Here is a 23,755-nt window from a genome sequence, read left to right as displayed (position 1 = left end):
TCCGTTCATGCTGCAGTCATTAGGGGGACATCTTGGTTTGTTATATTGTCTTTAGCGCCCACGTTAAGGTGGCTTAACACAATGATGAAGACAGGAGTAGATGCAAGAATGAAACCAAGAGAGGTAACAAAACTGAAGATGAGTGTGAGGAGAGCAAGAAAGAGAAATACTATAGCTGCTGTGACTCTCATGCTGACGATACTTGCCCCAATGTCTGCAATGGCCGCACCGACTCCCATGAACAACAGCAACCTTACGTATGAGACAACAAAGAAAGCCGTGATCGAAAAAGCCAAATTACTGACCGAGACATATGGTACGACGAGTCTGCAATATGCGCTCATCGATGGTGGAGAGATTGTGGTGTCCGGTCAAACGGGCAAAAACGATATAAACGATAAGGTGCCTCTTACTTCGAACACCGTCTATGGCATTGGTTCAACCAGTAAAATGATGCTTACAGCCGCTGTAATGAAGCTGGTTGACGAAGGCAAGATTGATTTGGATGCACCTGTTGTGAACTATATGCCTGACTTTACAATGAAAGATAACCGATACAAACAGATCACACCCCGTATGTTGCTGAATCATTCCTCCGGTCTTCTGGGCACCTCAACCAGCAATGCCACATTGTACGGAGATAATGACACGTATTCACATGATACGTTTCTGGAGCAATTGGCGAATCAAAACCTGAAAGCAGATCCCGGCGAATACTCAGTCTACAGCAACGATGGCTTTACGTTAGCCGAGATTCTGGTCGAAAGAGTGAGCGGCATCGGTTATACCGCATTTATACACAAGTATTTCACGGAGCCTTTGGATATGAAACATACCAAATCACCACAGGATGTGGTTAATCCGTCAGACATGGCGGCAATCTATTCCCCTTTTTATGAGGGACCACTTCCCAAAGAGAATTATAATATCATCGGTACTGGAGGTCTGTATTCCACCGCTGAAGATCTGGTCAAATTTTCAAGAATCTTCACGGGAGAAGTTGATGGTATTCTTTCCAGTAAGTCTGTAGAAGCTATGGCGCAAGAAGAGTATAGAAGAGGTATGTGGCCAGAGGATAGCGATACGCTGATGTCTTATGGGTTGGGGTGGGATAGTGTGAACTTGTTCCCATTCAACGAGTACGGCATTAAGGCCGTTATGAAAGGTGGAGATACGTTATCTTATCAGTCCTCATTAGTGGTACTTCCGGAATACAATATGGCTGCAGCCGTTATCTCTTCAGGCGGGTCAAGCTTAACCAATAATTTCATTGCGAATGAATTATTACTCAGTGCACTTGAGGAAAAGGACATCATTACAGAGCGGAAGCCAGAAAAATCATTTGGCGTACCTGTGAAGGCAAATATGCCTAAAGGAATATCCAAGTATGCAGGTATATATGGCGGCAATAATTCGGTTATGAAGATCAAAATAAATACGGCTGGAAAAATGACTGTATCTTCACTTACAGCTCCGAGTAATCCGGCTCAAGAATACACCTATACAGCAGATGGTACTTTTGTTAATAACGAAGGTACAGACAAGTTGAAATTCGTTGTGGAGAAAAATGGGAAAACCTACTTGTGGTCACGATCTTATATATCCGTTCCAGGACTCGGACAGCTGGCTTTCTCAGAATATAATGGGGAGAAGCTTGAAGCCAATAAATTATCCAAGGAGATTAACGCTGCATGGGCAAAGCGCGATGGTAAAAAATATTATCTGGTGAATGAGAAATACACATCAATGCTCTATCTTAATGCTACATCGATCCTGCCTATTCAGTTGAATAAAGAGAATCCGGGGTATATGTCCAATAATAAGATTATTGGAGCCAACGAAGCAGCCAATCAATTGCAGATTCCGGGTACTGCCGGACGTGATACGATGGACATTCATTTCTCCAAAAAGAACGGAGGAGAGTATCTTACATTTTCAGGTTATGTATACGCTAGTGAGGAAATGGTGAAACCAATCTATTCGGGTAAACGATCCGCAACAACCATTCAAGCAGATGGATATGCCAAATGGTTTTCGGTACCAGCTACTGCGAAAGGAAAAGTCATGACAGTGAAGTTGCCTGAAAATGGAGCCTTTGCTGTCTATGACCAGACCGGAATTTGTATTAATCACAGCGTGGTCAGCCGTAAGAATAATGTTGTTTTACCAGAAAACGGCCGTATTGTATTTGCAGGTGAGGTTGGTTCCAAATTCGAAATTTCATTAAAAAAATAAAATGAATGGATTTCCAAACGGCTGAACACCAAACGAACTCAACAGGAGAGAACCATCATGATGAAAAAAATATTAATCATTTTGCTCAAAATATTCGGAGCCATCGTTATCGCTTTTGCATTATTTATTGCCACTGTTTTTATTGTTAATGTATTTAGCAACAAATCGGAAGAAGGGAAAATAAATCCCTATGGTCAGTTTGTAGCAGTTGACGGGAAAAACATGAATGTGTTGATTCAAGGAACAGGCAAAGAAACGGTGGTATTGCTTCCTGGATACGGAACACCTGCCCCAGCCCTTGATTTCAAACCGCTTATCGATGAGTTATCTCCATTTTACAAAGTTGTTGTCATTGAGCCTTTCGGTTATGGATTAAGTGACATTACTGAAAAAGAGCGTACCACTGAAAATATGGTTAGTGAAATTCATGAAGCGTTACAGCAACTTGGTATTCATAATTACACGCTTATGGCTCACTCGATTTCAGGGATATACGGCCTGGATTATGTGAATAAATATCCAAACGAAGTAAGTTCATTTGTCGGAATTGAGAGCAGTGTCCCAACGCAGGGAGGTAATGATGATCCATTTCCAACCGAAACGTACAAACTGCTTAAAAAATCAGGATTCTACCGATTGTTAATGAAACTGGCCCCTGATCAACTGATTGCACCCGATGTTGATGAAGAAACCAGAGAACAAATTAGAATACTTTCACTCAAAAATACGTTTAATCCGAACAACCTGAATGAAGGTGAAAACTTTGGTCCTAATTTCAAAGAAGCTGAGAACCTGTCCTTCCCCAAAGATCTTCCTGTGATTTTCTTCTTACAAGCGAATGATACCGAAACGGAAGGATGGATACCATTACATGAAGAGCAAGTCAAAGCTTCTGTACATGGAAAAGTGATGACATTTGAGGGAGAACATTATTTGCATCACACCCGATCCAAAGAAATGGTTCAAGAATATAGAAAGTTTATGAGTGAGATAAAATAGTGTCGCCAACAAAAGAAGTCGCGAAATCGCGGCTTTTTTCTGTTAGGGAGATGGTGAATATACATACTTCGTTATCTATTGGAAAATTTAGGTTGACACTTCTTTTTGTCGCGTATACAATCGTATACATGAACACGTTGTATACATATGTATACACGTAATGGGGGTGGCACAAATGAGAGATCGTCCTATCGAAGAGATGGATGGAAGTGTACGTCAAGGTGAGCGTCCGAGACGCGATATGAGTGACAGTGAGCAACGTGGTGAACGTTCCAGACGTGGAAGAGGTCATGGTGAACATGAGGGAAAACGGGGCCGTGGTGCGCAGACATTCCGTCGCGGCCGAATTCTTGTTTTTCTGGAACAAATGCAGAATCGGAGAACAACGCTTGTCCGACAACTTGGACAGGAGGAGTATGAACATATTCGCCCGGTGATCAGTGGGGAGTTAAAAGCTATTGATCAGGTCATCGACGAGTATATCCATCTGTTCGAGCTGCAAAATGAAGATGTAAACCCCAATAAGGATCTGGAGAGTGAGAGTGAATAAGTATGATTCGCCGTTTTTTTTCGTATTATCGTCCCTATAAAAAACTGTTTTTGATTGATTTTGGATGCGCTGTACTCGCAGGTCTTCTGGAGTTGGCTTTCCCCCTTGCCGTCAGCAAATTCATTAATGAATTGTTGCCAGGTCAGGATTGGCCTCTCATTATGCTTGCCTGTGTTGTGCTGTTATCCATCTATGCACTTAATACCGTATTAAACTATGTAGTTACATATTGGGGACATATGCTGGGCATTAACATTGAGACCAACATGCGTGAGAAGATGTTCGCTCACTTGCAGAAGCTGTCCTTCCGGTTCTTTGATAATCGTAAAACAGGCCACTTAATTGGTCATCTTACGAATGATCTGAATGATATCGGCGAGGTTGCTCACCATGGACCTGAAGATGTGTTCATCGCAATAATGACATTAATCGGATCGTTCTGGCTGATGGCTAACATTAATCTGGAGCTTGCGCTGCTTACCTTTATCATTATCCCAATTATGGCTTGGGTGATTATCGTATTTGGTGGTCGCATGACAAAGACGTATCGGCGACTTTTCGGAGACGTCGGCAATTTCAATGCGCGTATTGAAGACAACGTCGGGGGTATGCGTGTTGTGCAATCGTTCGCCAACGAAGAACATGAGAAAGAACTTTTTGCGGTGGATAATCAGAATTTCCGTAAAACCAAACTGCTTGCCTACAAAACGATGGCGAAAAGTATCTCGGTCAGTTATATGATGATGCGACTTGTTACGGTGTTTGTCATGATCAGCGGGGCTTGGTTTTATATCGATGGCAGAATCAATATGGGTGACTTTATGGCCTTTCTGCTCCTGTCCAATATCTTCTTCCGCCCGATCGAGAAAATCAATGCCGTCATTGAAAGTTATCCAAAGGGTATCGCTGGTTTCAAGCGTTATCTGGAGATCATTGATACAGAACCTGAGATTGCGGATAGCAAAAACGCCGTTGAATTCGAAAGTGTGAAGGGTGATATTCGCTTCGAGAACGTCTCGTTCGGATATGAATCCAGTCGGCGAATTCTAAGTGATATCAGTCTGTCTGTTCGACCAGGGGAAACGGTTGCTTTTGTTGGTCCTTCGGGTGCAGGCAAAACGACGATCTGTAGCCTGCTGCCCAGATTCTACGAGGTAGAAGAGGGACGTATCACTGTGGATGGCGTCGACATTCGTAACGTTAAGCTTCAATCCTTGCGCAAGCATATCGGAATCGTTCAACAGGATGTATTTTTGTTCTCGGGTACCATTAAGGAGAATATTTCTTATGGTGATCTGAGTGCAACGGATGAACAAATCTGGGATGCCGCCCGTCGTGCCTCATTGGAGGAACTGATTCTCACGTTGCCTGATGGCATGGATACGGTCATTGGCGAGCGTGGAGTCAAGCTATCCGGAGGACAGAAGCAACGGTTATCTATTGCTCGTATGTTCTTGAAAAATCCACCCATTCTTATTCTGGATGAGGCAACCTCTGCGCTGGATACGGAAACGGAAGCACTGATCCAGCAATCACTCGCTGAATTGTCGGTGGGCAGAACTACACTTGTGATTGCACACAGACTGACAACTATCAAGAATGCAGATCGAATTATCGTAGTAAACACAGATGGTATCGCTGAGCAGGGTAACCACGAGGAATTGGTCGCCGCTGGAGGGATATACAGCCGTCTTCATCAGGTGCAATATAGTCACTCTTAATCCATGTAAATTGAATTTACACTAGCCACTTCGATGACAGAACAACCTTCCGATCGCTGTTATCCCCAGATTTTTTTATTCCTCTTATCTAAAGGGGAAATCCGGGGATAAAGGCGAACGCTCCGCTTCTTCAGGTTATTTCTGTCCTCTCCGTTTTGTGTAAATGTTTAGTCAATTTATATAGAAACTTAAGCAGCTGACTAAGTATCTGGATAAAGTACTAAAACAAGTAAACCTTGCCGCGCATATGCGCGGCTTTTTTTATTGATTGGATATTAAAAATGAAGTTATAAAATGCTATGTAAAATATAATGTTGACAACGTCCACTAACGTGATTATTATAATGTTGACAATGTCCACTAAAAAGGAGGGTTTGACATCGACTCTCAGTACATAAATCCAGATATACTGGCTGACATGCGACGTTTTAACCGTTTTTATACCAACATACTTGGTGTACTCGATAAGCATATTCTTGGAACAGGGTATTCGTTTGCAGAAGTACGAGTCATTATTGAGATTGGAATTCGGGGGGAGAGCATTGCGAACAATCTGGTAGATACACTGACCATTGATCGCAGTTACATGAGCCGAATTGTGAACAAGCTGTCCAAGGAAGGACTGCTGGTGAAAGTGGATTCTGCGGCCGACAGCCGGGTCAGTCTGATTCGTCTGACAGCCAAGGGTGAGGAACTGTATGCCCAATTGAATGACCGATCCGATCAACAGATCCTGAAGCTGATGCAAGAATTGAATGAAGAAGAGATTCAAGAGGTATACACCTCCATGATGAACATACAAGAGAAGTTGAACAAGAAGGCAGGAGAGACCACACGATGATACGATTTGAATGTGATTATAACGAAGGTGCGCATGAACGCATTTTACAAAGACTGATGGAAACCAATATGGAACAGACGAGCGGGTATGGCACGGATGGACACTGCGAACGGGCGAGAATGCTTATTCGTCAGGCTTGTGACAATGAGCAAGCTGATGTTCACTTCCTGGTTGGTGGCACACAGACGAATACAACGGTAATTGCCTCTATTTTGCGTCCATATCAAGGTGTGATTGCTGCGACATCGGGACACATTGCGGTTCATGAGACGGGAGCTATTGAAGCTACGGGACATAAGGTACTCACAGTTCCAAGCGAGGACGGAAAGATCACCCCTGAGCAGGTTAGAGCAGTCTACGATGCCCACATGAATGAGTCGTCGCCGGAACACTGTGTTCAACCAGGAATGGTCTACATATCCCAACCAACGGAGAATGGAACGATGTACAGCAAGGCAGAACTGCAAGCATTGCATACAGTGAGCAGAGCATGTGGTCTTCCGTTTTTCGTGGATGGAGCACGTCTTGGATATGCACTCGCTTCACGCGCTTGCGATATGACACTTGCTGATCTTGCTCGCTTGTGTGATGTGTTTTACATCGGGGGAACCAAGATTGGCGCATTGATGGGAGAAGCGGTTGTTATCCTGAATGATGCACTGAAACCTGATTTTCGTTATATGATCAAACAAAAAGGTGGCCTGCTTGCCAAAGGCAGATTGCTAGGTATCCAATTCGAAACGTTGTTCGAAGACGGTCTGTACCTCGATATTTCTCGCCATGCCATAGATATGGCCTTGAGAATTCATGACTCACTTGAACAGCAGGGGGTACGCTTCCTGTACGATTCACCAACCAACCAGCAGTTTCCGATTCTGCCTGATCGTTTGCTTGAGAAATTACGCAACGGTTATACGTTCACCTTCTGGGAAAAGGTTGACGATACACACAGTGCGGTGCGGTTCTGCACCAGCTGGGCAACTCGTCAAGAGAATGTGGATGCACTGACTCGTGATATCGCTCAATTATTGCACGGAGAGATCCACGTGCCAGAACGGGTCGAAGCATTGGTCTAATCTTGTTCAAAAATTAAGGAGAACAGCTCCGATTTCCTTTCATAAATACGAGTATTTTGAAAATTCCAAAAGATATTACGCAGAATTCTGATACTGAAAAAAGGACAACTCATTGTGGTTGTCCTTTTTTGGTTTGCCTTTTGTGTGATAGTTGTGAGATAGAGAGTGAATACTCGGTTACTCACTCAAGGCCATGTCATATTTCTCTTTCAGCCGTCGGATATCGGCTCTTGGCGGCGCACCGAACATGCGTGCATATTCGCGGCTAAATTGAGAAGCACTCTCGTAACCAACCCGGAACGCTACATCTGCCGCGTCAGCAGATTCGGCCATCAGAAGTCGCCGGGCTTCCTGTAATCTTAATTGTTTCTGGAATTGTAATGGGCTCATAGCTGTGATCTCTTTGAAGTGACGATGGAATGAAGAGACGCTCATGCTGGCGGTCTCAGCCAGATCTTCAATGCGAAATGGCTGTTCCCAATGATGAACGATGTACTCAATCGCTTCTCTGATCCGATAAGTGCTGCTACCGTCAACCGCAATCTGCGCCAGTTCTCCTCCGTAAGGTCCTTGAAGGAGACGGAACAGGATTTCTTTAACGTACAACGGAGCCAGAAACGGTATCTCTCCCGGCGTATCCAGCAATCGAACAAGTCGGAGTACAGCGTCCTGAATGGACGATTCCATCTGACCTACAAACATGGCTCGTCTGGCGTTTTCGTTGAATGTTACCTTGATATTGCATTCGTTAAGTACTTCGAGAATTTGGTTCGGTGTGAATTCGAGTTTGAGACTTAAGTAGGGTGCATCGGCGGATGCCTTGATAATCTGCCCGATGACCGGGAGATTCATGGAAGCAATCAGGTAATTGGAAGAGGGCCTGAGAGGATCAGGCAATCAATTAAGACGATTGATATACCGCTTGCAACCCATGACTCGGCATACTAAGAGTATGTTAACAGAGCCAAGCGATTAAAGTTTATTCGAAAAGTTGGTGAGTAAGGTGATGAAGTGGTTATCAAACCATGTGAGGCAAATTTTGATTGACAGGCTCGAATCACAGATCAAGTATGAAGAAAATTCTGTACATCGAGAGATATACTTCACATGCTGGTTAGAGCTAGTTACCGTAGAGGTCGAGACAACATCAGTTTACAGAACAAATTCAAGGAGAGTATGAAATATGGAATATGTGGGCTAACAAAATCTCAGTTGATCCGAATTCTTAATGTTAAAGTCGCCATTCGGCGGCTTTTTTTATAGTGATCTGATGAGTGAATTGACAGTTCTCTTATATTGAAGTTATTATAGATACATTAGATCCTTAATTGAGAAGGAGATTATAATCTATGAATAACGGACATTCATCCGGTCAAGTGAACGAATCATCGAGTGGTCATTCCGCTCCTTTTGCTACGTTACAGGGCACACCTATCTTATCATTGCTCCAGCCATCCCAAGGTGAACGTATTCTTGATGTAGGTTGCGGTAATGGCGAACTGACAGCCAAAATTGCAGCCGCAGGAGCGCTGCCAACAGGTATAGATTTTTCAGAAGAGACGATTAGGCAAGCTAAACAGAAATACCCTGATATGAATATTCAAGTAGCAAATGCTTGTCATTATCGGACAGAAGAACCGTTTGATGCGGTCTTCTCTCATGCCGTTCTGCATTGGATAAAGGATGCTCCAGCTGTAGTACAATCAATACAGTTAGCGCTCAAGAGGGGCGGGCGATTCGTGGCTGAGTTTGCTGCAAATGGTAACACGGCTATATTAATTACAGCGGTACAGGAAGAACTGGATGCCCGTGGATACAAATGGGAAGGACGGAATCCGTGGTATCACCCGACCATTGGCGAATATGCTAATCTTCTGGAGCAACACGGATTTCGAGTTAGTCTGGCTCAGCATGTGGATCAATTTACCCCGTTCAAGCCAGGTGCCAGAAAGTGGTTGACCAGCTTCGCGGAGTATTTATTCAGTGGTATCACACCTGCGGAACAGGATGTTATTATGGAAGCAGTTGAGAAAAAAGTACAGCCACAACTGATGCGGGATGGACAGTGGTATCTGGACAGAAGCCGACTGCGAGTTGTAGCTATTAAGGAATAGGGGAATACGGGATGAAAATGGACAAACCCAAGATTCAGGAGCAGTTGCTCGAACCGGAAACGATTGCATTCCTGGAATCCAAAGTGGAGTACAAACACAAACTGATCGAGAACATTACATTGGATCAACAGGAAGCGAGTAAGGTTTCCTTTGAAAATGTTGTATTTAGACATGTGACCATCTCGGAGTCTACCTTGGAACAATTTGAATTCACCGATGTCAGGTTCGAACACTGCGACTTCTCCAATGTCAATCTCTCTGGTGCCTTCATGCACCGGATCGAATGGCATAACTGCAAGTTTGTCGGAACTGATTTTTCCAATAGCCGATTGCAAAATGTCAGTTTCCTTCATGGTCTAGGCGACTACAGCAATTTCCGTTTTGCCCATCTGAAACAGGTCTCCTTCTCGGAATGTACATTGATTGGTGCGGACTTTGCCTATCTGGCACTGCAAAAAATGGAGTTCAGTCAATGTAACATCGACCAAGCTTCCTTAACGGGGACCAAAATGAAGGATTTGGATCTTAGCGATTGCGAATTTGACTCCTTGGTGCTGACCATGGAAGATCTCAACGGTTGTGTGATTTCACCACATCAAGCCGCCACATTTGTAGGATTAATGGGTTTGATTATCAAATAAATGGCGTGATCACACTTACGGGGTTGCCAAGATAGTGGAAGTGTGTATAATTGGAGACACATTAGAATAAAAACAGGTTTTCTAGGGTTCCGCGATGGATATGTCGGTCTGGTCCGAGAGAAAACCCGCAACCTGTTGGTTGTGCCACGGAGGGATAAAAGCCTGGGAGATGAACTGCTACATGCAGTTTGTTTCCCGGGCTTTTTTTGTTTTTTCGCTAATGTACCTTACGGGTTGTACAAAAAAATGTAGTAGAGAAGGAGTGTTACAAGAATGAATAAAACGTGGATGTCGGTTGTAATTGCTGCGTTGTTTGAAGTGGGTTGGGTCATTGGATTGAAACATGCCAGTGGTCTGCTGGAATGGGGGTTTACGTTGGTTGCAATTATCATTAGTTTCTCCTTGATGATTGCAGCTTCGCGGACACTGCCTGTGGGAACCGTATATGCCGTATTCGTTGGCCTGGGTACCGCTGGTACGGTACTTGCAGAGATTGTTCTGTTTAATGCGACTGTTCAAAGCGGAAAAATGGTGCTGATTGGTGTACTTTTACTCGGCGTAATTGGTCTTAAAATGCTGAGTAAAGAGAAGAATAAGGAGGTGCAGCTATAATGAACTGGGTATTTCTTATCTTGGCAGGTATATTTGAGATGATCGGAGTGCTGATGATAAACAAGTTGCACAAAGACCGTAATCTCATTTCACTGGTTCTATTGGTAGTCGGGTTTGGTTTAAGCTTCATGTTCCTGTCCATTGCAATGGAAACTCTTCCGATGGGGACAGCATATGCCGTATGGACGGGAATCGGAGCCTCCGGTGGTGCCATTCTGGGCATGGTGTTTTATGGAGAACCTCGAAATGCCCTACGAATTCTGTTTATCGCTATGGTGCTCGGATCGGCAGTTGGTCTTAAATTGGTCAGTTAAACAAAGTGATTTTAAAAAGATAATGTACAAATTGCGTTTTTAATGGTATCCTTATACGTTACGTGTGAAATAAAAGATGCGTCTTATTGATAGATGTGCGTAAATGAAGGAGACAACATGACATTTAAGGACTTAAATATTATCCCCTCTATTATGGAAGGGTTAAGCAAAGCAAACTATACTAATCCTACCCCTATACAGGAACAGGCCATACCAGCTGTATTAGCTGGCAGAGATCTGCTGGGATGTGCACAGACAGGAACAGGCAAGACGGCAGCATTTTCAGTGCCGATCATTCAATTATTAAGCGAAAGATCCAAAGGGCAAGGATCGAAGTCCGCACGACATATTCGCTCATTAATTTTGACACCAACACGAGAACTGGCTATTCAGATCGCGGATAATATCAAGGTATATAGCCGGTATACGGACATTCGTTGTACGGCAATCGTTGGCGGCGTTTCGCAAAAAGTGCAAGAGCGTGCGTTGAATCAAGGTGCAGATATTATTATCGCAACGCCTGGTAGATTGAACGATCTGATTAACCAGAAACGTATTGATCTGAAGATGGTTGAGATTCTCGTTTTGGATGAAGCAGACCGGATGTTAGACATGGGCTTCATTCATGATGTGAAAAGAATCATTGCCAAAATGCCGAACAAAAAGCAGACGCTGTTCTTCTCAGCTACGATGCCTCCTGAAATCACCAAAATGGTTAAAACCCTGCTGGTTGATCCAGTCAAAGTAGAAATCACACCGGTATCTTCAACGGTAGACCGCATTGAGCAGTCTATTTATTTGTTGGAAAACGGCAAGAAGCAACATATGTTGAACCAAATTTTGGAGGATAAATCCATCGTCACGGCATTGGTGTTCACACGCACGAAGCGCGGCGCTGACCGGGTTACACGTGATTTGGCCAAAGCGAATGTTACGGCACAGGCTATTCATGGCAACAAGTCTCAGAACGAGAGACAACGGGCACTGAACAACTTCAAGAGTGGTGCAACACGTGTATTAGTTGCGACGGATATCGCGGCAAGAGGAATTGACGTAGAGGAACTTTCACATGTCATTAACTTTAACCTGCCTAACATTCCGGAAACGTATGTTCACCGTATTGGCCGTACAGGTCGAGCAGGCAAAAGCGGGATGGCCATCTCGTTCTGCGAGAAGGACGAACTTCCATTCCTGAAGGATATCGAGAAAGTAATCAAAAAGACGATTCCTGAAGTAAAAGGTCATCCGTATCCAATGACAGGTGTACCTGTGTTTGATAAAACCAGCAAAGCATCAGGCAGTAAACCTTCGTTCAACAAATCGGCTGCAGGCAAACCGGCGAAGTCCAAAGCTAACCCGGCACGCAAGCCCAAATCCGAATGGTTTGCCAAGAGTGGTAAATCAAACAGTAGTCGTTCAAACGACGGTAGACCCAATAGCAGTAGATCAAACAGTAGTAGCAGTAAATCTAACCATGGCTCATTCAGCCGCAGCAGCAAAACTAGGAATGATAGAGCCAATTAAGATCTAAATAAATCCAGATAAAACCTTCTCCATTCATTTGGAGGAGGTTTTATTATGTGCTTTTATGTGCAACGAGCTTATTTACATACGAACTTACATTCGGTATCATTATATCGTCCACTGGTGAAAGGGAGGTACTGACTTGAAGGATACGATGATTGAATACAGTTTGAAGAAGAAAGGTGCGACCAAGGATTATCCATTTGGGCCTGATCCAGTCGCGATGAAGGTCGGAGGGAAAATATTCGCATTACTTTTCGAAGACAAAGAAGAAAATGGTCTATTAAACTTAAAATGTGATCCCATTATTGCAGAGAACCTGAGAGAGCAGCATGAAGCGGTTCGACCAGGATATCATATGAACAAAAAACACTGGAATACCATTACGCTGGATGGTTCATTGTCCGATGAAGATGTCTATGTCATGATCGATCACTCGTATGATATGGTTGTCAAATCCCTTCCAAAAAGCGTTCGGGAGTCTTTGGCCGAATGAGGAGAACATATACCACTTTCTCTACACCTCATTCATCATGTTATTGACATTTAAGAGGTAGGTGAAAAGGCTAATGGTCTGCTTCTCTAACAGAATGAATATCCTATGAAAATGAAGACATATTTGAAGTCCATTTGGTTGCATTACCTTGGAAATAAACAAGATCGAACGGCCTTGTTTAATGTGGCTTCCCTTGTTATCAATGCTGTAACAGGGATAGGCAAGTTAATCCTGGGCATATATCTGCTTTCGGGATGGTTCATTACAAATGCTGTATATTATCTGATTCTGTGTGTGGCAAAAGGACAAGTGCTCCATAAATATACAGTTACCAAGAGAATGGACTCTCCCGAAGAAAGATATAGATTAGAACTTACGGTATATAAGCGCGGAGGTCTGTTCCTGTGTTTACTAGGCGTGTCCTATTCGATGGTCTGCCTGCGAATGTATCTAATCGGCGATGCCTTCATATATGAGGGTAACATCGTGTATATCGTATCTACAGTTGCTTTTACCAAGCTGGTTTTTGCCGTGTATGGTACCTGGGCGAACCGTCATCTCCATAACCCGATCATATCTACATTGAAAATGATTAACTTCACCGATGCGATGGTATCCATCGTGGTGACCCAAGCGACGTTACTTACCATGCAAGGCTCACCTCTTGCATTAAAAACCAGTAGCTTGTTTGGCATGGGGTGCAGCGTTTTATTTTGTTTGATGGGGGGCTGGATGATGTTCCACAAAAAAAAGGAAACAAGCACGGACCCAAACCAATCTCCTGGCACTGAATGTTAACATTGAAGCATTAAGAGCAGGGGAAGGTAATTTTGGTTGACGTTTCAGCATGTTGATCAATACATATCAAATGATTTGCACATGACGGAATAGACAAGTGTCATCTATACTTAAAGTGACAACGGAAGAAGGCGTATTGGCAATCCACTAAAGGAGTGATATCTATGGATCAACAACAACAATTGGCAATGGTACAACGTATGCGTCAAAATGTCGTCGGTACAGGTGCAGCTCTTCAACCCAGTTCCACGTATGCGGTCACAGTAAAAGAAGTCATGATTCCTACAATTAAAGGGGATACACGTGTACTTGTGTATACACCGGATAGGGAGCATTCCGCGCCTCTGCCGGTCTTCTTTAATATGCATGGGGGTGGTTTCATCTTGGGACAAGCAGAGATGGATGATCCATGGTGTCGCTTGATTGCTGATCGATCTGATTGTGTGGTCGTTAATATCGATTACAGTCTTGCACCAGAGCACAAGTTCCCAACGGCGGTTCATGAATGTTACGACGTTGTACAGTGGGTCCATGCCAACCCGCAATCCTTCTCGGTTAACCCGTCTCTATTCGCTATTGGGGGACATAGCGCTGGTGGTAATCTTGCTGCAGCAGTGTGTTTACTGAATCAGCAACGAGGTAGCGAGCTGCCAATTGTTCTGCAAATTATGGATTATGCCGTATTGGATGTGGCTACAGATCCGGCCGAGAAACCGAGTTTTGCAGAAGCCATTCCAGCCGATATCGCCAGAACGTTCAATGCTATGTACCTTGAAACGTCAGAAGAGGCGCAAGACCCGTTGGCTTCACCTGTGCTTGCAACATCAGTAGAGGGACTTTCAGAAGCATTGATCATTACCGCGGAGAAAGATTCACTGGCCCAAGAAGCAAGAACATATGCAGCAAGGCTGGAAGCAAGCGGTGTGAAGGTGACACTTAAGGAGTACGAGGGAGCCGCTCATGGATTTACGCATTCTGGGGATCTCCAGATGGCTGAGGATGCCTGGTACCGAATGAGTGACAAGATCATAGAAGCATTTTCCAAATAACGTGTATCAGAATGACGCTTAGTAGGAATCTGGTTACCTTGAAGCCGCCTAATGGCGGCTTTTTTTCGTTCATTGGTGTGATTGCTTCAATGGCTTGGCGAAACCAAGCTTCTGAGCTTGCGGATGTGTTAATAAACTAGATTAGGAGCCTTATTGAGATTATAACGATATCGTTAAGGGTAAGAGTTGTTAAATTAGAGGAAATAATGACCAATACCAGGAGGTTTATTATGAACCAATATAACAGTCCATCCGATATCGCGATTCTTGGCATGGGGACGGCTCTACCTGCTCACTCCGTAGCGCAGTCAGATATTGCAGAATTAATCGCTTCTTCTCTTCAGGATCGGCCAGATTTGGCCCGTTTTGCCAAGCGAATATTCAAGTCCTGTGGTGTTGAAACACGATATACCGTGGAACCGAGCTATCTGGGTTCACTGGAAGAATGCCGTTATCTGCCCTCTGGTGAGCGATCAGACATCCCGACAACCGAAGAACGAATGAATACATACAAGCGAGAGGCGCTTCCACTCGGGATTGAGGCGGCAGAGAAAGCCCTGGAAGATTCAGGCGTATCTCCAAAGAGCATCACACATATCATCACGGTCAGCTGCACCGGTCAGTATCTGCCGGGTCTTGATGTTATGCTCATCCGTCATTTGGGTTTGTCTGCCCGAGTTAATCGACTGCCGCTAATCTTTCAGGGTTGTGCCGCAGGGCTGAAAGCCGTTCAGATGGCACGAGATGTGGTGCAGGGAGCTCCCGGATCACAGGTCCTTGTGGTCTGTGTAGAGTTGTGCACCATTCATTTTCAGCCCGTACAAGATCGGGAAGCGCTGTTTGCAGCTTCATTCTTCGGAGACGCTGCTTCTTCTTGTGTAGTGGGCACACCAGAATCTCAGCACAAGAATTATTTGAGTCTGGGAACGGGTTATTCTGTGCTTCTTCCGGATTCGACTGAAGATATGACCTGGGAGGTGGGGAATCTGGGGTATGACCTGTATCTATCCCCTCGTATTCCGAAGCTGTTAGGTGTTCATCTGGAAGAGGAACTGCGTCTCTTATTGCAAAGTGAACAGCTTCCTGAACTATGGGCCATTCATCCGGGAGGACGCGGGATTGTGGACTCTGTGCAGAATGTAATGAAGTTGCGAGACGAGCAAACGAAGTATAGCAGGGATGTCCTCAGAACGTATGGTAACTTATCTTCCAATACCATTCTGTTTGTACTGAACGCGATGCGTGAGGACATGAAGGCACAGGGTCAATCCTCCACAGATGGTGTAGCCATGGCATTTGGACCGGGACTCACCGCAGAGTTGATGAAATTCACTTATGTCCCCTCATTATCTTCAGTGATGGAGGAGCACGATCATGTCCTTTTTTAGAACATTGTCCATTCGAGCCAAGGAAGATGAACTGATGGATGACTTCTCTCTGGGAGGGGAGGAGCTGCGTGAAGCGCTTAGACATCTGAGACGTCTTAACAAAATATTTGCAGCACCTGGCCCAACTCTGGCTGGTGTAGAGAAGTTGTGGAACTCAGTCGGTAAGCCGAATAAGCTGACCTTGCTGGATGTGGGGGCAGGTTCAGGAGATGTGAACCAGAAACTACTGCAATGGGCAGATCGTCAGGGTGTTCAGCTTGAAATTACGCTGGTTGATCTGACGGAAGAAGCGTGTGATGAAGCGAGACAACTATTCCGTGACGAATCCCGAGTCCGGGTACAACGTGCCGATCTTACACAACTGCCGGATGCTTCAGCAGATATTGTGACAGGTTCCCAGTTTGTACATCATTTTGACGGAGATCAGCTGGTTGATATGGTTTCTCATATGCTAAGAGCATCCAGATACGGTGTCGTTATTAATGATATTCACCGCCACCCCGTATCCTATAAGGCGGTCTGGATTACTACACGGATGATCTCGCGCAATCGTTATATTCGTCATGATGGGCCTCTTTCCGTAGCCAAAGGTTTTACAGGGAGGGATTGGAAGGAACTTAAACAACGTCTCAATCATGATACGATGACCTATGAATGGAAGCCCTTATTCCGTTATTCTGTTGTAATTCCCACGAAAGGCAGGTGATCTTACGTGTCGAAATCGATAGATGTGATTGTCATCGGAGCCGGAATTGCCGGCAGTACATGTGCAATGCAACTGGCAGGGAAAGGACATCGGACCCTTCTGCTGGATCGCCAGGAGTTCCCGCGGCACAAAACCTGCGGTGAGTTCATGTCACCCGAAACCAAGGAGATGTTAGAAGTTCTGGACATTCACCTACTGGACCAGTCGAAGAAACCTAGCACGATGGATCATGCCAAAATCGTTATGCCACAAGGCGGAGTGATCGAAGCACCGCTGCCGGGATTCGCATATGGCATAAGTCGATATGAGCTGGACCAGATTTTGCATCAGAAGGCTCTGGAGGCCGGAGCCCAGATTGTGACCAAAGCGACCTTAACGAGCATCGAGCAGCTTGAGGATGCCAGTTATGAGGTTCAGGTGAAACAGGGAGATGAGCGGATCAGCTACAGAGCCAAAGCCGTTATCGGGGCACATGGGACCAAAAAGCCGCGCGGGATGGCTTCCGCACCTGATCTGCGGGACCAAACCGTATACGTTGGCGTTAAGTCCCACTTCAGCGGGATAGAGATTCCCGCACGGGTAGAGTTATATTTTTGCGAGGGTGGTTACGTGGGCATTTCTCCGATTGAGGATGGTATTGTGAATGTCGCCGCATTGTTGACACTGGATACCGTCCAGGGAAGTGGCAAGTCTGTAAACGATATTTTACAGGCGGCATCCCTGACAAACGTGAGCTTGGCAGCCCGTTTAGCCGAGGGAAAACCTGTAGATGGAACGCAAGTGTCGATTGCGCCCTTGCATCTGTCCAACGTTCCTGAGCCGTGGTCCCAATATCCGCATATTGGGGATGCCATGCTGATGATACCACCCTTATGTGGAGACGGAATGTCCATTGCTCTTCGCTCCTCACTCCTGTGTGCAAGGTGGACTGACAAGTACCTGCAAGGTGACATTGAACATGCCGATTGGCAGAGTAATTACACGCTGGAAGCAAGCCGGGAATTCACTCAATTGCTCAGACGCGCAAGAAGAATTCAAAAGCTGGCTTTTGCCAAAACCAATAAATTCTATCCTGGTCTGGCTCGGATGATCCCCGGTCTAGCCGCTTATGTTGTGAAGGCCACACGGCTATCCGAGATGAACGCAGCGCGCTAACAGGCTGAATGTTTGCTCAATACTTATGCGAAAGAGGTTGCTGACGGCGGCCTCTTTTTTGGCGTACAAGCATTAATTTTGTGGAGACAGTTTGGAAATTCGGGAAATGCTCGTATAATAGAATCTAATGTAATGATAGAGAGTTAATTCAGATGAAATGTCGGGAGGCACTATTTAAGATGAACTATTCATTTTCCAATCGTATCGCAGCACTGCAACCATCCATTATTCGTGAGATTCTGAAGGCTTCTTCGGGGCAAAATGTGATTCCATTCTCCGCGGGAAATCCTGCTCCGGAAACCTTTCCTATTGAGGCGATTCGCACATTCACTCAATCCATTCTGGAGCATGACCCCGTCACAGCTCTGCAATATGGGATTACGGAAGGATATGTTCCCCTCAGGGAAGCATTGACTCAACATTTGAAGACAGGTTTTGATACAGGTAAACCATCCGATCAATTGTTCATTGTATCTGGAGCGCAGCAGGGGATTGAACTGGCCTGTAAAGTATTCTGTAATGAAGGGGACACGATCATCTGTGAGAGCCCGAGCTTTATTGGTTCCCTGAACTCCTTCCGGGCATCTGGTGCAAAGCTTGCAGGTGTTCCGATGGAGATGGACGGTATGGATATCGAGAAGCTGGAACAGGCGCTGCAAACGGAGCCTAATGTGAAAATGATCTACGTGATCCCAAGTTTCCAGAATCCTACCGGTGTAACAACGAGTCTTGCAAAACGTAAGGCCATATACGAGCTGGCTAAGAAGTATGGCGTTATGATTTTGGAAGATAACCCGTACGGAGAACTTCGATTCAATGGAGACGATGTGCCAACCATCAAGTCTATGGATGATGAGGGTCTGGTCATCTATGTTGGATCATTCTCCAAAATTTTGTCGGCAGGACTGCGCGTTGGTTTTGTACAAGCGCCCCATGAAGTCGTGGAGAAGATGGTTGTTGCCAAACAGGGAGAAGACGTACATACGGCCATGCTTCCACAGATTCTGGCATATAAGTTCATGACAGAGTATGATTACGCGGGGCACATTAACAGCATTCGTGAGGTCTATCGGAGAAAAGCAACATTGATGATGGACAAGCTGCAAGAGCATATGGGTGAGTCCATTACCTATACCCAACCGGATGGTGGACTGTTCCTCTGGTGTGATCTGCCAGCACATGTGCCAATGCTTGATTATGCCAAGACAGCGGCAGCACAAGGGGTTGCGGTTGTACCGGGAAATGCATTCCTGGTGAACGAGCAAGACCCTTGTAATGCCATCAGACTTAATTTCTCAACCCCTTCAGACGAACAGATTGTCAAGGGTGTAGAGATTTTGGGGCAGGTATTGAAAGGATATAACGCTTAAAAATGCTTCAATGTGATATATCTACGAAAAGCCGCCAATTGGCGGCTTTTTTGAGCTTTTTCTCAGCCTTAATTATCGATTAAAGCACTTAATTCTGCCTGAAATACCTTTTGATTCTTCTGATTGAAAGTACTCAGCAGCACTGTAACAATCCCATTTCCTTTTCGTCTGGGAGTCAGCCCAATGACTTCTGCAATGACATGAAGTTCATCATCCGGAAAGACCGGTTTCAGGAATTGAATGTTATTCATTCCAGTGCCCGCCACGACATGCTCTCCATAGACCCCAACCTCAATCCATAATTTAAAGGAGATATTCATCGTTTGCATGCCAGAAGCAATTAAACTGCCGAATCGGCCTTGTTTGGCCTTTTCCTCATCCAAATGCATGTACTGTGGATCATAGATTGTGGCAAACTCAATAATATCACGCTTGGATAATGCCAAGGATGTGGTTTCGTAACGCTGACCTATTACATATTCACTAAATCTCATGAAGGCACCTCGGTTTCTTAAATATGTTTTTTCGTAGTTGATGTTTTGCTAAGAGACATGACTGGACTGACGTGTTAAAATGCTAGTGAACTATCCCGTGTGTATTGCTGTGTTACTGCCATAATGAACTAAACAGATGAAACTGTTTTTGAGGAGTATATATGATGACAACGATTAAAGATGTAGCCAAGATGGCTGGTGTAGCTAGTTCGACCGTATCTTGCGTACTCAACGATAAAGGGAATGTAAGTGAGCCGACAAGACTCCGAGTACTTGAGGCAGCGAGTCAACTCAATTACGTTAAGCATGGTCCTGCATCGGAATTAAAACGAAATAGTACACAAACCATTGGTATTATTGTCCATGACATGTCCAGTCCGTATTTCTCGGATTTGGTGAACGGAATAGAAACCGTCGTTATGAGTCATGGATACGATATGATCGTATGTAGTTCGTTGGGTGGAGAGAAGTCGACAGCCCATCGTTACATTCGTGAACGAAGAATTGACGGAGCTATTGTTATTGCTCAGAATATTCAAGATCAGTTGCTGATTGAAGCATCTGAAGCAGGGTTTCCGATTGTTGTCATGGATCGGGATCTGGATGCTCAACATATTGTAAAGGTTTTGATGAGTGATACGCAAGGCGGTTACTTGGCTACCCGTTATCTGATCGATAAAGGGCATCGTACAATAGCTTATATTAGTGGCCCGTCACAATCGGAATGTAATCTCCATCGTTATCAAGGTTATTTGAAAGCCCTGAAGGAGGCAGGTATCGAAGAGAACCCCGAATGGAAAATTGGCGGACAATACATGAAGCAAGATGGGTACGATGCAGCCAAGAAACTGCTTGAAGGAGAGTTGCCATCCGCTGTATTTTTTGCAAATGATGAGATGGCGATCGGCGGCTTGGAAGCCTTCAGGGAGCATGATATCTCAATACCTGAGCAGTTATCCGTAATTGGCTTTGACAATATACCTGCATCTCAGTACATGAATCCACCTCTAACCACATTTCGTCAGCCGAAGAGGGATGCAGGCCAGCTTGCAGGTCATGTTCTCTTCCAACTGCTGAATGGAGAGATCGTAGAGACGTTATATACACTGGACATCCAATGCGTGGAACGTGATTCTGTTCGGCTCCTCAACCTGAGTTGAGGAGTTTTTTTGTATTCTATAGAATTTTAAATTCTTAAAAAGAAAGGAGAGTAGCCATTAATGCATAATATAAAGACGAGGAGTATTTTGCATTGGAAATAAATGGAGGTTGATACGATGGGCGTACCCACTTTTTTGGAGACAGGCCATATGCAAGAAGGTTTTCCCATTCGGGTAATTCATACAGGAAATCAGTTCAATTATGCTGCACACTGGCATGATGAGGTTGAACTGGTTCTCGTCAATGGTAAGAGCGCCAGAATTGGCGTGAACGACCACGTGTGTGAGTTAGAAAAGGGGGATGTGTTGCTGATCAAACCAGGGGATGTACACTGCTTTTTGCCGGGGACCGAACATTTGACCATTATCTTGTTCCGACTCGAATTGTTAACCGGGAGTTTCACGACCGAAGCCGAAATTCAGGATCTCGGACAACTTTTCAACAAAACAACAGTTATTCCCTCGAATACGGGAAGTCAGAGCAATCTGACTCAATATATAGATGACATCATTACCGAGAAGAAAAATCAGAAGCCGGGATACCGATGGTTAATGGTATCTAGGTTGTATGATCTCATCATACTTTTATTACGTACCAAAGTACCGGTTACCACCGATGAATCTTCATCTTCAGGATGGGCATGTACTTCCTCCAAAAAATTTGAATTCCTTGAATCGGTCTGTGAATACCTGGAGGAGCACTATGCTGAGCCCATTAAGCTGGAACAGGTGGCGGAACATATTAAATTCAGCAAGTTCCATGTCTGCAAGCTGTTCAAAGAGATCAAGGGAGTAACACTGATGGAATACTTGAATCATTTTCGAATTATCAAGTCCGAGTGGGCCTTATTGTTCCGTCAGGATACGATTCTGGAGATTGCGATCGGACACGGATTTAACAATGTTAACTCCTATAATCGTCTTTTTAAAAAATATAATGACTGCACACCGTCCGAATTTCGTAAGAAACATCGTACGAATATCACAAAATATGGAGGGTAATGCACAATATTTGTGGAGAAAGCCCTCTCCAAAATCAATATACTCTAATAAATTGTAAGCGTTTCCTTTTTGAAGGAGGGGGCCTATGAAGAAGTGGTTTAAGCCAACTATTGTATTGGTATGTGCAGCGATGTTGTTAGCTGGTTGTCAGTTCAGCCCATCGAATCAAACCAAGCAACAGGAGATTACCGTGTGGAGTTTTACAGATGAAGCAGGGTACGCCATCGAGAAATTTGAACAGAAATATCCTGACATCAAAGTGAACTTTGTCAACATCCCCGGTAATTTCTATATCACCAAGCTGAAATCTGCGCTACAGACAACCTCGAAGGCTCCAGATGTATTTATGATTGAAAATGCGAATATTCGAGAGCTGATTGACGTTCCATATCTGGAGAATTTATCAGCTTCGCCGTATAACGCCAATGAACTTATCCAGGAACAATATGCTTTTGTTCAGGCCAATGAACAGGACAGTGAGGGAAATGTCAGAGCGATAGGTTATCAGGGAACACCAGGGGGCATCTACTATCGTCGGGATTTGGCGAAGAAATATCTGGGCACCGATGATCCTGAGAAGGTGGGTTCACAGATCGATACATGGGAGAAGATCTTCGAGATCGGAGAGAAGGTACAGCAACTTAGCGGGAATAAAGTACATGCATTGGCGAATTGGAATGCTATATCGAATTCATATGATGGTATACCTTGGGTGAAGGACGGCAAACTTGTTATCGATCCAACGTACTTGGAAGTGCTCGATCTTGTACGTGAAGCACGTGAGCGGAATGTACTTGCCGAGTATGAAGATGGAAGTGCCGGTTACGCTGCATCCATGCAAAAAGGAGAGGTCATGTTTTATCCCGGGGCAACCTGGGGTTTGCAATATACGTTCAAGGCAAACGCTCCGGATACCGAAGGCATGTGGGGCTTGGCACAGGGACCGTCAGCCTTTAGTTCAGGTGGAACCTATATCGCGATGTACAGTAAAAGTGAGAAAAAGGATTTGGCCTGGAAGTTTATTGAGTTCTATAATTTTGACCACGATTTTCTATCCGAGTTAGCGAAAGAACAGGATTATTTCACCAGTAACATGGTTGTGAATGATGAACTTGCCCCGTCTCTCTCATCATCTTATTTGGGAGGACAAAAGCATTTCGAGTTTTTCTCGGAGGCTGCAAAACGGGTACCTGTATACGAACGCACCAAATATGATGCCACGATTAACAATGATATCTACAAGATTGTACTCCAGTTATATCTCAATAAGGACATTCAGACCAAAGATGAAGTCGTAAAGCGAATCAAACGTGATGTTACCTTGAGATTTCCGGAGCTGGAAGTGGATTAGCTTAGGACATGTCTCAAAACTCACTGAAGTGCATCTTTTACCGCCTTTTCGCCCCCTGCTGCGTCACTTTCCCTTGACGTGCCCCGGCACGCCTGCGGAAAACTTTCTTGCTTGGAACGAAGATTCGGCAAAATCTGCTTCCTTCGGAGTTCTCAGACA

At 44.7% G+C, this 23,755-nt stretch carries 23 protein-coding genes and 1 riboswitch; of the genes, 21 read left to right on the top strand and 2 right to left on the bottom strand.

Annotated features, from left to right (window positions below):
• Positions 1-108: 108 nt before the first annotated feature.
• The 6 genes from MHI01_RS04420 (at position 109) to MHI01_RS04395 (ending at position 7,422) form a co-directional block, all read left to right on the top strand.
• Entirely contained in the window at positions 109-2,235 is a 2,127-nt protein-coding gene (locus MHI01_RS04420; RefSeq protein ID WP_340984825.1) for a serine hydrolase domain-containing protein, read from the top strand.
• A gap of 57 nt (positions 2,236-2,292) precedes the next feature.
• A complete protein-coding gene (locus MHI01_RS04415) occupies positions 2,293-3,234 on the top strand; it encodes an alpha/beta hydrolase (RefSeq protein ID WP_340982611.1) in 942 nt (313 codons plus the stop codon).
• Positions 3,235-3,409: 175 nt separating this feature from the next.
• Entirely contained in the window at positions 3,410-3,784 is a 375-nt protein-coding gene (locus tag MHI01_RS04410; RefSeq protein WP_282321519.1) for a hypothetical protein, read from the top strand.
• Positions 3,785-3,786: 2 nt separating this feature from the next.
• The gene (locus MHI01_RS04405) at positions 3,787-5,505 is read left to right on the top strand and encodes an ABC transporter ATP-binding protein (protein ID WP_340032913.1); all 1,719 of its coding nucleotides are present in this window, start codon (positions 3,787-3,789) and stop codon (positions 5,503-5,505) included.
• A gap of 418 nt (positions 5,506-5,923) precedes the next feature.
• Complete coding sequence (locus MHI01_RS04400; RefSeq protein ID WP_036670809.1) at positions 5,924-6,346, top strand: MarR family winged helix-turn-helix transcriptional regulator; 423 nt, start codon at positions 5,924-5,926, stop codon at positions 6,344-6,346.
• Entirely contained in the window at positions 6,343-7,422 is a 1,080-nt protein-coding gene (locus tag MHI01_RS04395; protein WP_340982610.1) for a threonine aldolase family protein, read from the top strand. The genes MHI01_RS04400 and MHI01_RS04395 overlap by 4 nt, the downstream gene beginning before the upstream one ends.
• 177 nt (positions 7,423-7,599) lie before the next feature.
• Here MHI01_RS04395 and MHI01_RS04390 read toward each other — a convergent pair whose 3' ends face one another.
• Entirely contained in the window at positions 7,600-8,319 is a 720-nt protein-coding gene (locus MHI01_RS04390; protein WP_445744894.1) for an AraC family transcriptional regulator N-terminal domain-containing protein, read from the bottom strand.
• 452 nt (positions 8,320-8,771) lie between these two features.
• On the opposite strand from MHI01_RS04390, the gene MHI01_RS04385 reads away from it, so the two are divergent.
• From MHI01_RS04385 to MHI01_RS04330, 12 genes are all read left to right on the top strand, one after another.
• The gene (locus MHI01_RS04385) at positions 8,772-9,536 is read left to right on the top strand and encodes a methyltransferase domain-containing protein (RefSeq protein ID WP_036670812.1); all 765 of its coding nucleotides are present in this window, start codon (positions 8,772-8,774) and stop codon (positions 9,534-9,536) included.
• 11 nt (positions 9,537-9,547) lie between these two features.
• Complete coding sequence (locus MHI01_RS04380) at positions 9,548-10,177, top strand: pentapeptide repeat-containing protein (RefSeq protein WP_076249406.1); 630 nt, start codon at positions 9,548-9,550, stop codon at positions 10,175-10,177.
• A gap of 70 nt (positions 10,178-10,247) precedes the next feature.
• A riboswitch (guanidine-I (ykkC/yxkD leader) is annotated at positions 10,248-10,348 on the top strand.
• Between the two features lie 102 nt (positions 10,349-10,450).
• Complete coding sequence (locus tag MHI01_RS04375; protein ID WP_100528055.1) at positions 10,451-10,789, top strand: DMT family transporter; 339 nt, start codon at positions 10,451-10,453, stop codon at positions 10,787-10,789.
• Complete coding sequence (locus MHI01_RS04370) at positions 10,789-11,103, top strand: DMT family transporter (RefSeq protein WP_100528056.1); 315 nt, start codon at positions 10,789-10,791, stop codon at positions 11,101-11,103. The genes MHI01_RS04375 and MHI01_RS04370 overlap by 1 nt, the downstream gene beginning before the upstream one ends.
• Before the next feature lie 117 nt (positions 11,104-11,220).
• A complete protein-coding gene (locus MHI01_RS04365; RefSeq protein WP_036608186.1) occupies positions 11,221-12,627 on the top strand; it encodes a DEAD/DEAH box helicase in 1,407 nt (468 codons plus the stop codon).
• 142 nt (positions 12,628-12,769) lie between these two features.
• Complete coding sequence (locus MHI01_RS04360; RefSeq protein WP_076249404.1) at positions 12,770-13,123, top strand: MmcQ/YjbR family DNA-binding protein; 354 nt, start codon at positions 12,770-12,772, stop codon at positions 13,121-13,123.
• Between the two features lie 105 nt (positions 13,124-13,228).
• The gene (locus tag MHI01_RS04355) at positions 13,229-13,921 is read left to right on the top strand and encodes a hypothetical protein (protein WP_101314060.1); all 693 of its coding nucleotides are present in this window, start codon (positions 13,229-13,231) and stop codon (positions 13,919-13,921) included.
• Positions 13,922-14,085: 164 nt separating this feature from the next.
• Complete coding sequence (locus tag MHI01_RS04350) at positions 14,086-14,970, top strand: alpha/beta hydrolase (protein ID WP_340982609.1); 885 nt, start codon at positions 14,086-14,088, stop codon at positions 14,968-14,970.
• Between the two features lie 230 nt (positions 14,971-15,200).
• Positions 15,201-16,358: a type III polyketide synthase gene (locus tag MHI01_RS04345; RefSeq protein WP_340982608.1), complete on the top strand. Its 1,158-nt coding sequence runs from the start codon at positions 15,201-15,203 to the stop codon at positions 16,356-16,358.
• A complete protein-coding gene (locus MHI01_RS04340) occupies positions 16,345-17,064 on the top strand; it encodes a methyltransferase domain-containing protein (protein WP_127548355.1) in 720 nt (239 codons plus the stop codon). Before MHI01_RS04345 ends, MHI01_RS04340 begins: the two co-directional genes overlap by 14 nt.
• A 6-nt stretch (positions 17,065-17,070) precedes the next feature.
• Positions 17,071-18,219: an NAD(P)/FAD-dependent oxidoreductase gene (locus tag MHI01_RS04335; RefSeq protein ID WP_315371617.1), complete on the top strand. Its 1,149-nt coding sequence runs from the start codon at positions 17,071-17,073 to the stop codon at positions 18,217-18,219.
• 179 nt (positions 18,220-18,398) lie between these two features.
• Complete coding sequence (locus tag MHI01_RS04330; protein WP_076317962.1) at positions 18,399-19,589, top strand: aminotransferase-like domain-containing protein; 1,191 nt, start codon at positions 18,399-18,401, stop codon at positions 19,587-19,589.
• Positions 19,590-19,657: 68 nt separating this feature from the next.
• On the opposite strand, the gene MHI01_RS04325 is transcribed toward MHI01_RS04330, so the two are convergent.
• A complete protein-coding gene (locus MHI01_RS04325) occupies positions 19,658-20,083 on the bottom strand; it encodes a MaoC family dehydratase (protein ID WP_076249399.1) in 426 nt (141 codons plus the stop codon).
• Positions 20,084-20,247: 164 nt separating this feature from the next.
• Between MHI01_RS04325 and MHI01_RS04320 the strand changes: the two genes are divergently transcribed.
• The 3 genes from MHI01_RS04320 (at position 20,248) to MHI01_RS04310 (ending at position 23,596) form a co-directional block, all read left to right on the top strand.
• Positions 20,248-21,243, top strand: coding sequence for a LacI family DNA-binding transcriptional regulator (locus tag MHI01_RS04320; protein ID WP_340982607.1), 996 nt, complete (start codon positions 20,248-20,250; stop codon positions 21,241-21,243).
• A 117-nt stretch (positions 21,244-21,360) separates the two neighbouring features.
• Positions 21,361-22,245, top strand: coding sequence for an AraC family transcriptional regulator (locus MHI01_RS04315; protein WP_017688600.1), 885 nt, complete (start codon positions 21,361-21,363; stop codon positions 22,243-22,245).
• 85 nt (positions 22,246-22,330) lie between these two features.
• Positions 22,331-23,596 (top strand): ABC transporter substrate-binding protein, encoded by a 1,266-nt coding sequence (locus tag MHI01_RS04310; protein WP_340982606.1) that lies wholly within the window; start codon positions 22,331-22,333, stop codon positions 23,594-23,596.
• Positions 23,597-23,755 lie beyond the last annotated feature (159 nt).

The organism is Paenibacillus sp. FSL M7-0656, from assembly GCF_038003225.1.
GTDB lineage: Bacteria > Bacillota > Bacilli > Paenibacillales > Paenibacillaceae > Paenibacillus > Paenibacillus amylolyticus.
This window is presented reverse-complemented; position numbering and strand designations above follow the sequence as displayed.

Excerpts from the sequence above, each read along its gene's own strand:
- MHI01_RS04325 (WP_076249399.1), bottom strand. The coding sequence starts at position 20,083 with ATGAGATTTAGTGAATATGTAATAGGTCAGCGTTACGAAACCACATCC.
- MHI01_RS04370 (WP_100528056.1), top strand. The coding sequence starts at position 10,789 with ATGAACTGGGTATTTCTTATCTTGGCAGGTATATTTGAGATGATCGGA.
- MHI01_RS04415 (WP_340982611.1), top strand. The coding sequence starts at position 2,293 with ATGATGAAAAAAATATTAATCATTTTGCTCAAAATATTCGGAGCCATC.
- MHI01_RS04395 (WP_340982610.1), top strand. The coding sequence starts at position 6,343 with ATGATACGATTTGAATGTGATTATAACGAAGGTGCGCATGAACGCATT.
- MHI01_RS04385 (WP_036670812.1), top strand. The coding sequence starts at position 8,772 with ATGAATAACGGACATTCATCCGGTCAAGTGAACGAATCATCGAGTGGT.
- MHI01_RS04365 (WP_036608186.1), top strand. The coding sequence starts at position 11,221 with ATGACATTTAAGGACTTAAATATTATCCCCTCTATTATGGAAGGGTTA.
- MHI01_RS04340 (WP_127548355.1), top strand. The coding sequence starts at position 16,345 with ATGTCCTTTTTTAGAACATTGTCCATTCGAGCCAAGGAAGATGAACTG.
- MHI01_RS04330 (WP_076317962.1), top strand. The coding sequence starts at position 18,399 with ATGAACTATTCATTTTCCAATCGTATCGCAGCACTGCAACCATCCATT.
- MHI01_RS04410 (WP_282321519.1), top strand. The coding sequence starts at position 3,410 with ATGAGAGATCGTCCTATCGAAGAGATGGATGGAAGTGTACGTCAAGGT.
- MHI01_RS04310 (WP_340982606.1), top strand. The coding sequence starts at position 22,331 with ATGAAGAAGTGGTTTAAGCCAACTATTGTATTGGTATGTGCAGCGATG.
- MHI01_RS04320 (WP_340982607.1), top strand. The coding sequence starts at position 20,248 with ATGACAACGATTAAAGATGTAGCCAAGATGGCTGGTGTAGCTAGTTCG.
- MHI01_RS04420 (WP_340984825.1), top strand. The coding sequence starts at position 109 with ATGAAACCAAGAGAGGTAACAAAACTGAAGATGAGTGTGAGGAGAGCA.
- MHI01_RS04405 (WP_340032913.1), top strand. The coding sequence starts at position 3,787 with ATGATTCGCCGTTTTTTTTCGTATTATCGTCCCTATAAAAAACTGTTT.
- MHI01_RS04380 (WP_076249406.1), top strand. The coding sequence starts at position 9,548 with ATGAAAATGGACAAACCCAAGATTCAGGAGCAGTTGCTCGAACCGGAA.
- MHI01_RS04400 (WP_036670809.1), top strand. The coding sequence starts at position 5,924 with ATGCGACGTTTTAACCGTTTTTATACCAACATACTTGGTGTACTCGAT.
- MHI01_RS04350 (WP_340982609.1), top strand. The coding sequence starts at position 14,086 with ATGGATCAACAACAACAATTGGCAATGGTACAACGTATGCGTCAAAAT.
- MHI01_RS04315 (WP_017688600.1), top strand. The coding sequence starts at position 21,361 with ATGGGCGTACCCACTTTTTTGGAGACAGGCCATATGCAAGAAGGTTTT.
- MHI01_RS04345 (WP_340982608.1), top strand. The coding sequence starts at position 15,201 with ATGAACCAATATAACAGTCCATCCGATATCGCGATTCTTGGCATGGGG.
- MHI01_RS04355 (WP_101314060.1), top strand. The coding sequence starts at position 13,229 with ATGAAAATGAAGACATATTTGAAGTCCATTTGGTTGCATTACCTTGGA.
- MHI01_RS04375 (WP_100528055.1), top strand. The coding sequence starts at position 10,451 with ATGAATAAAACGTGGATGTCGGTTGTAATTGCTGCGTTGTTTGAAGTG.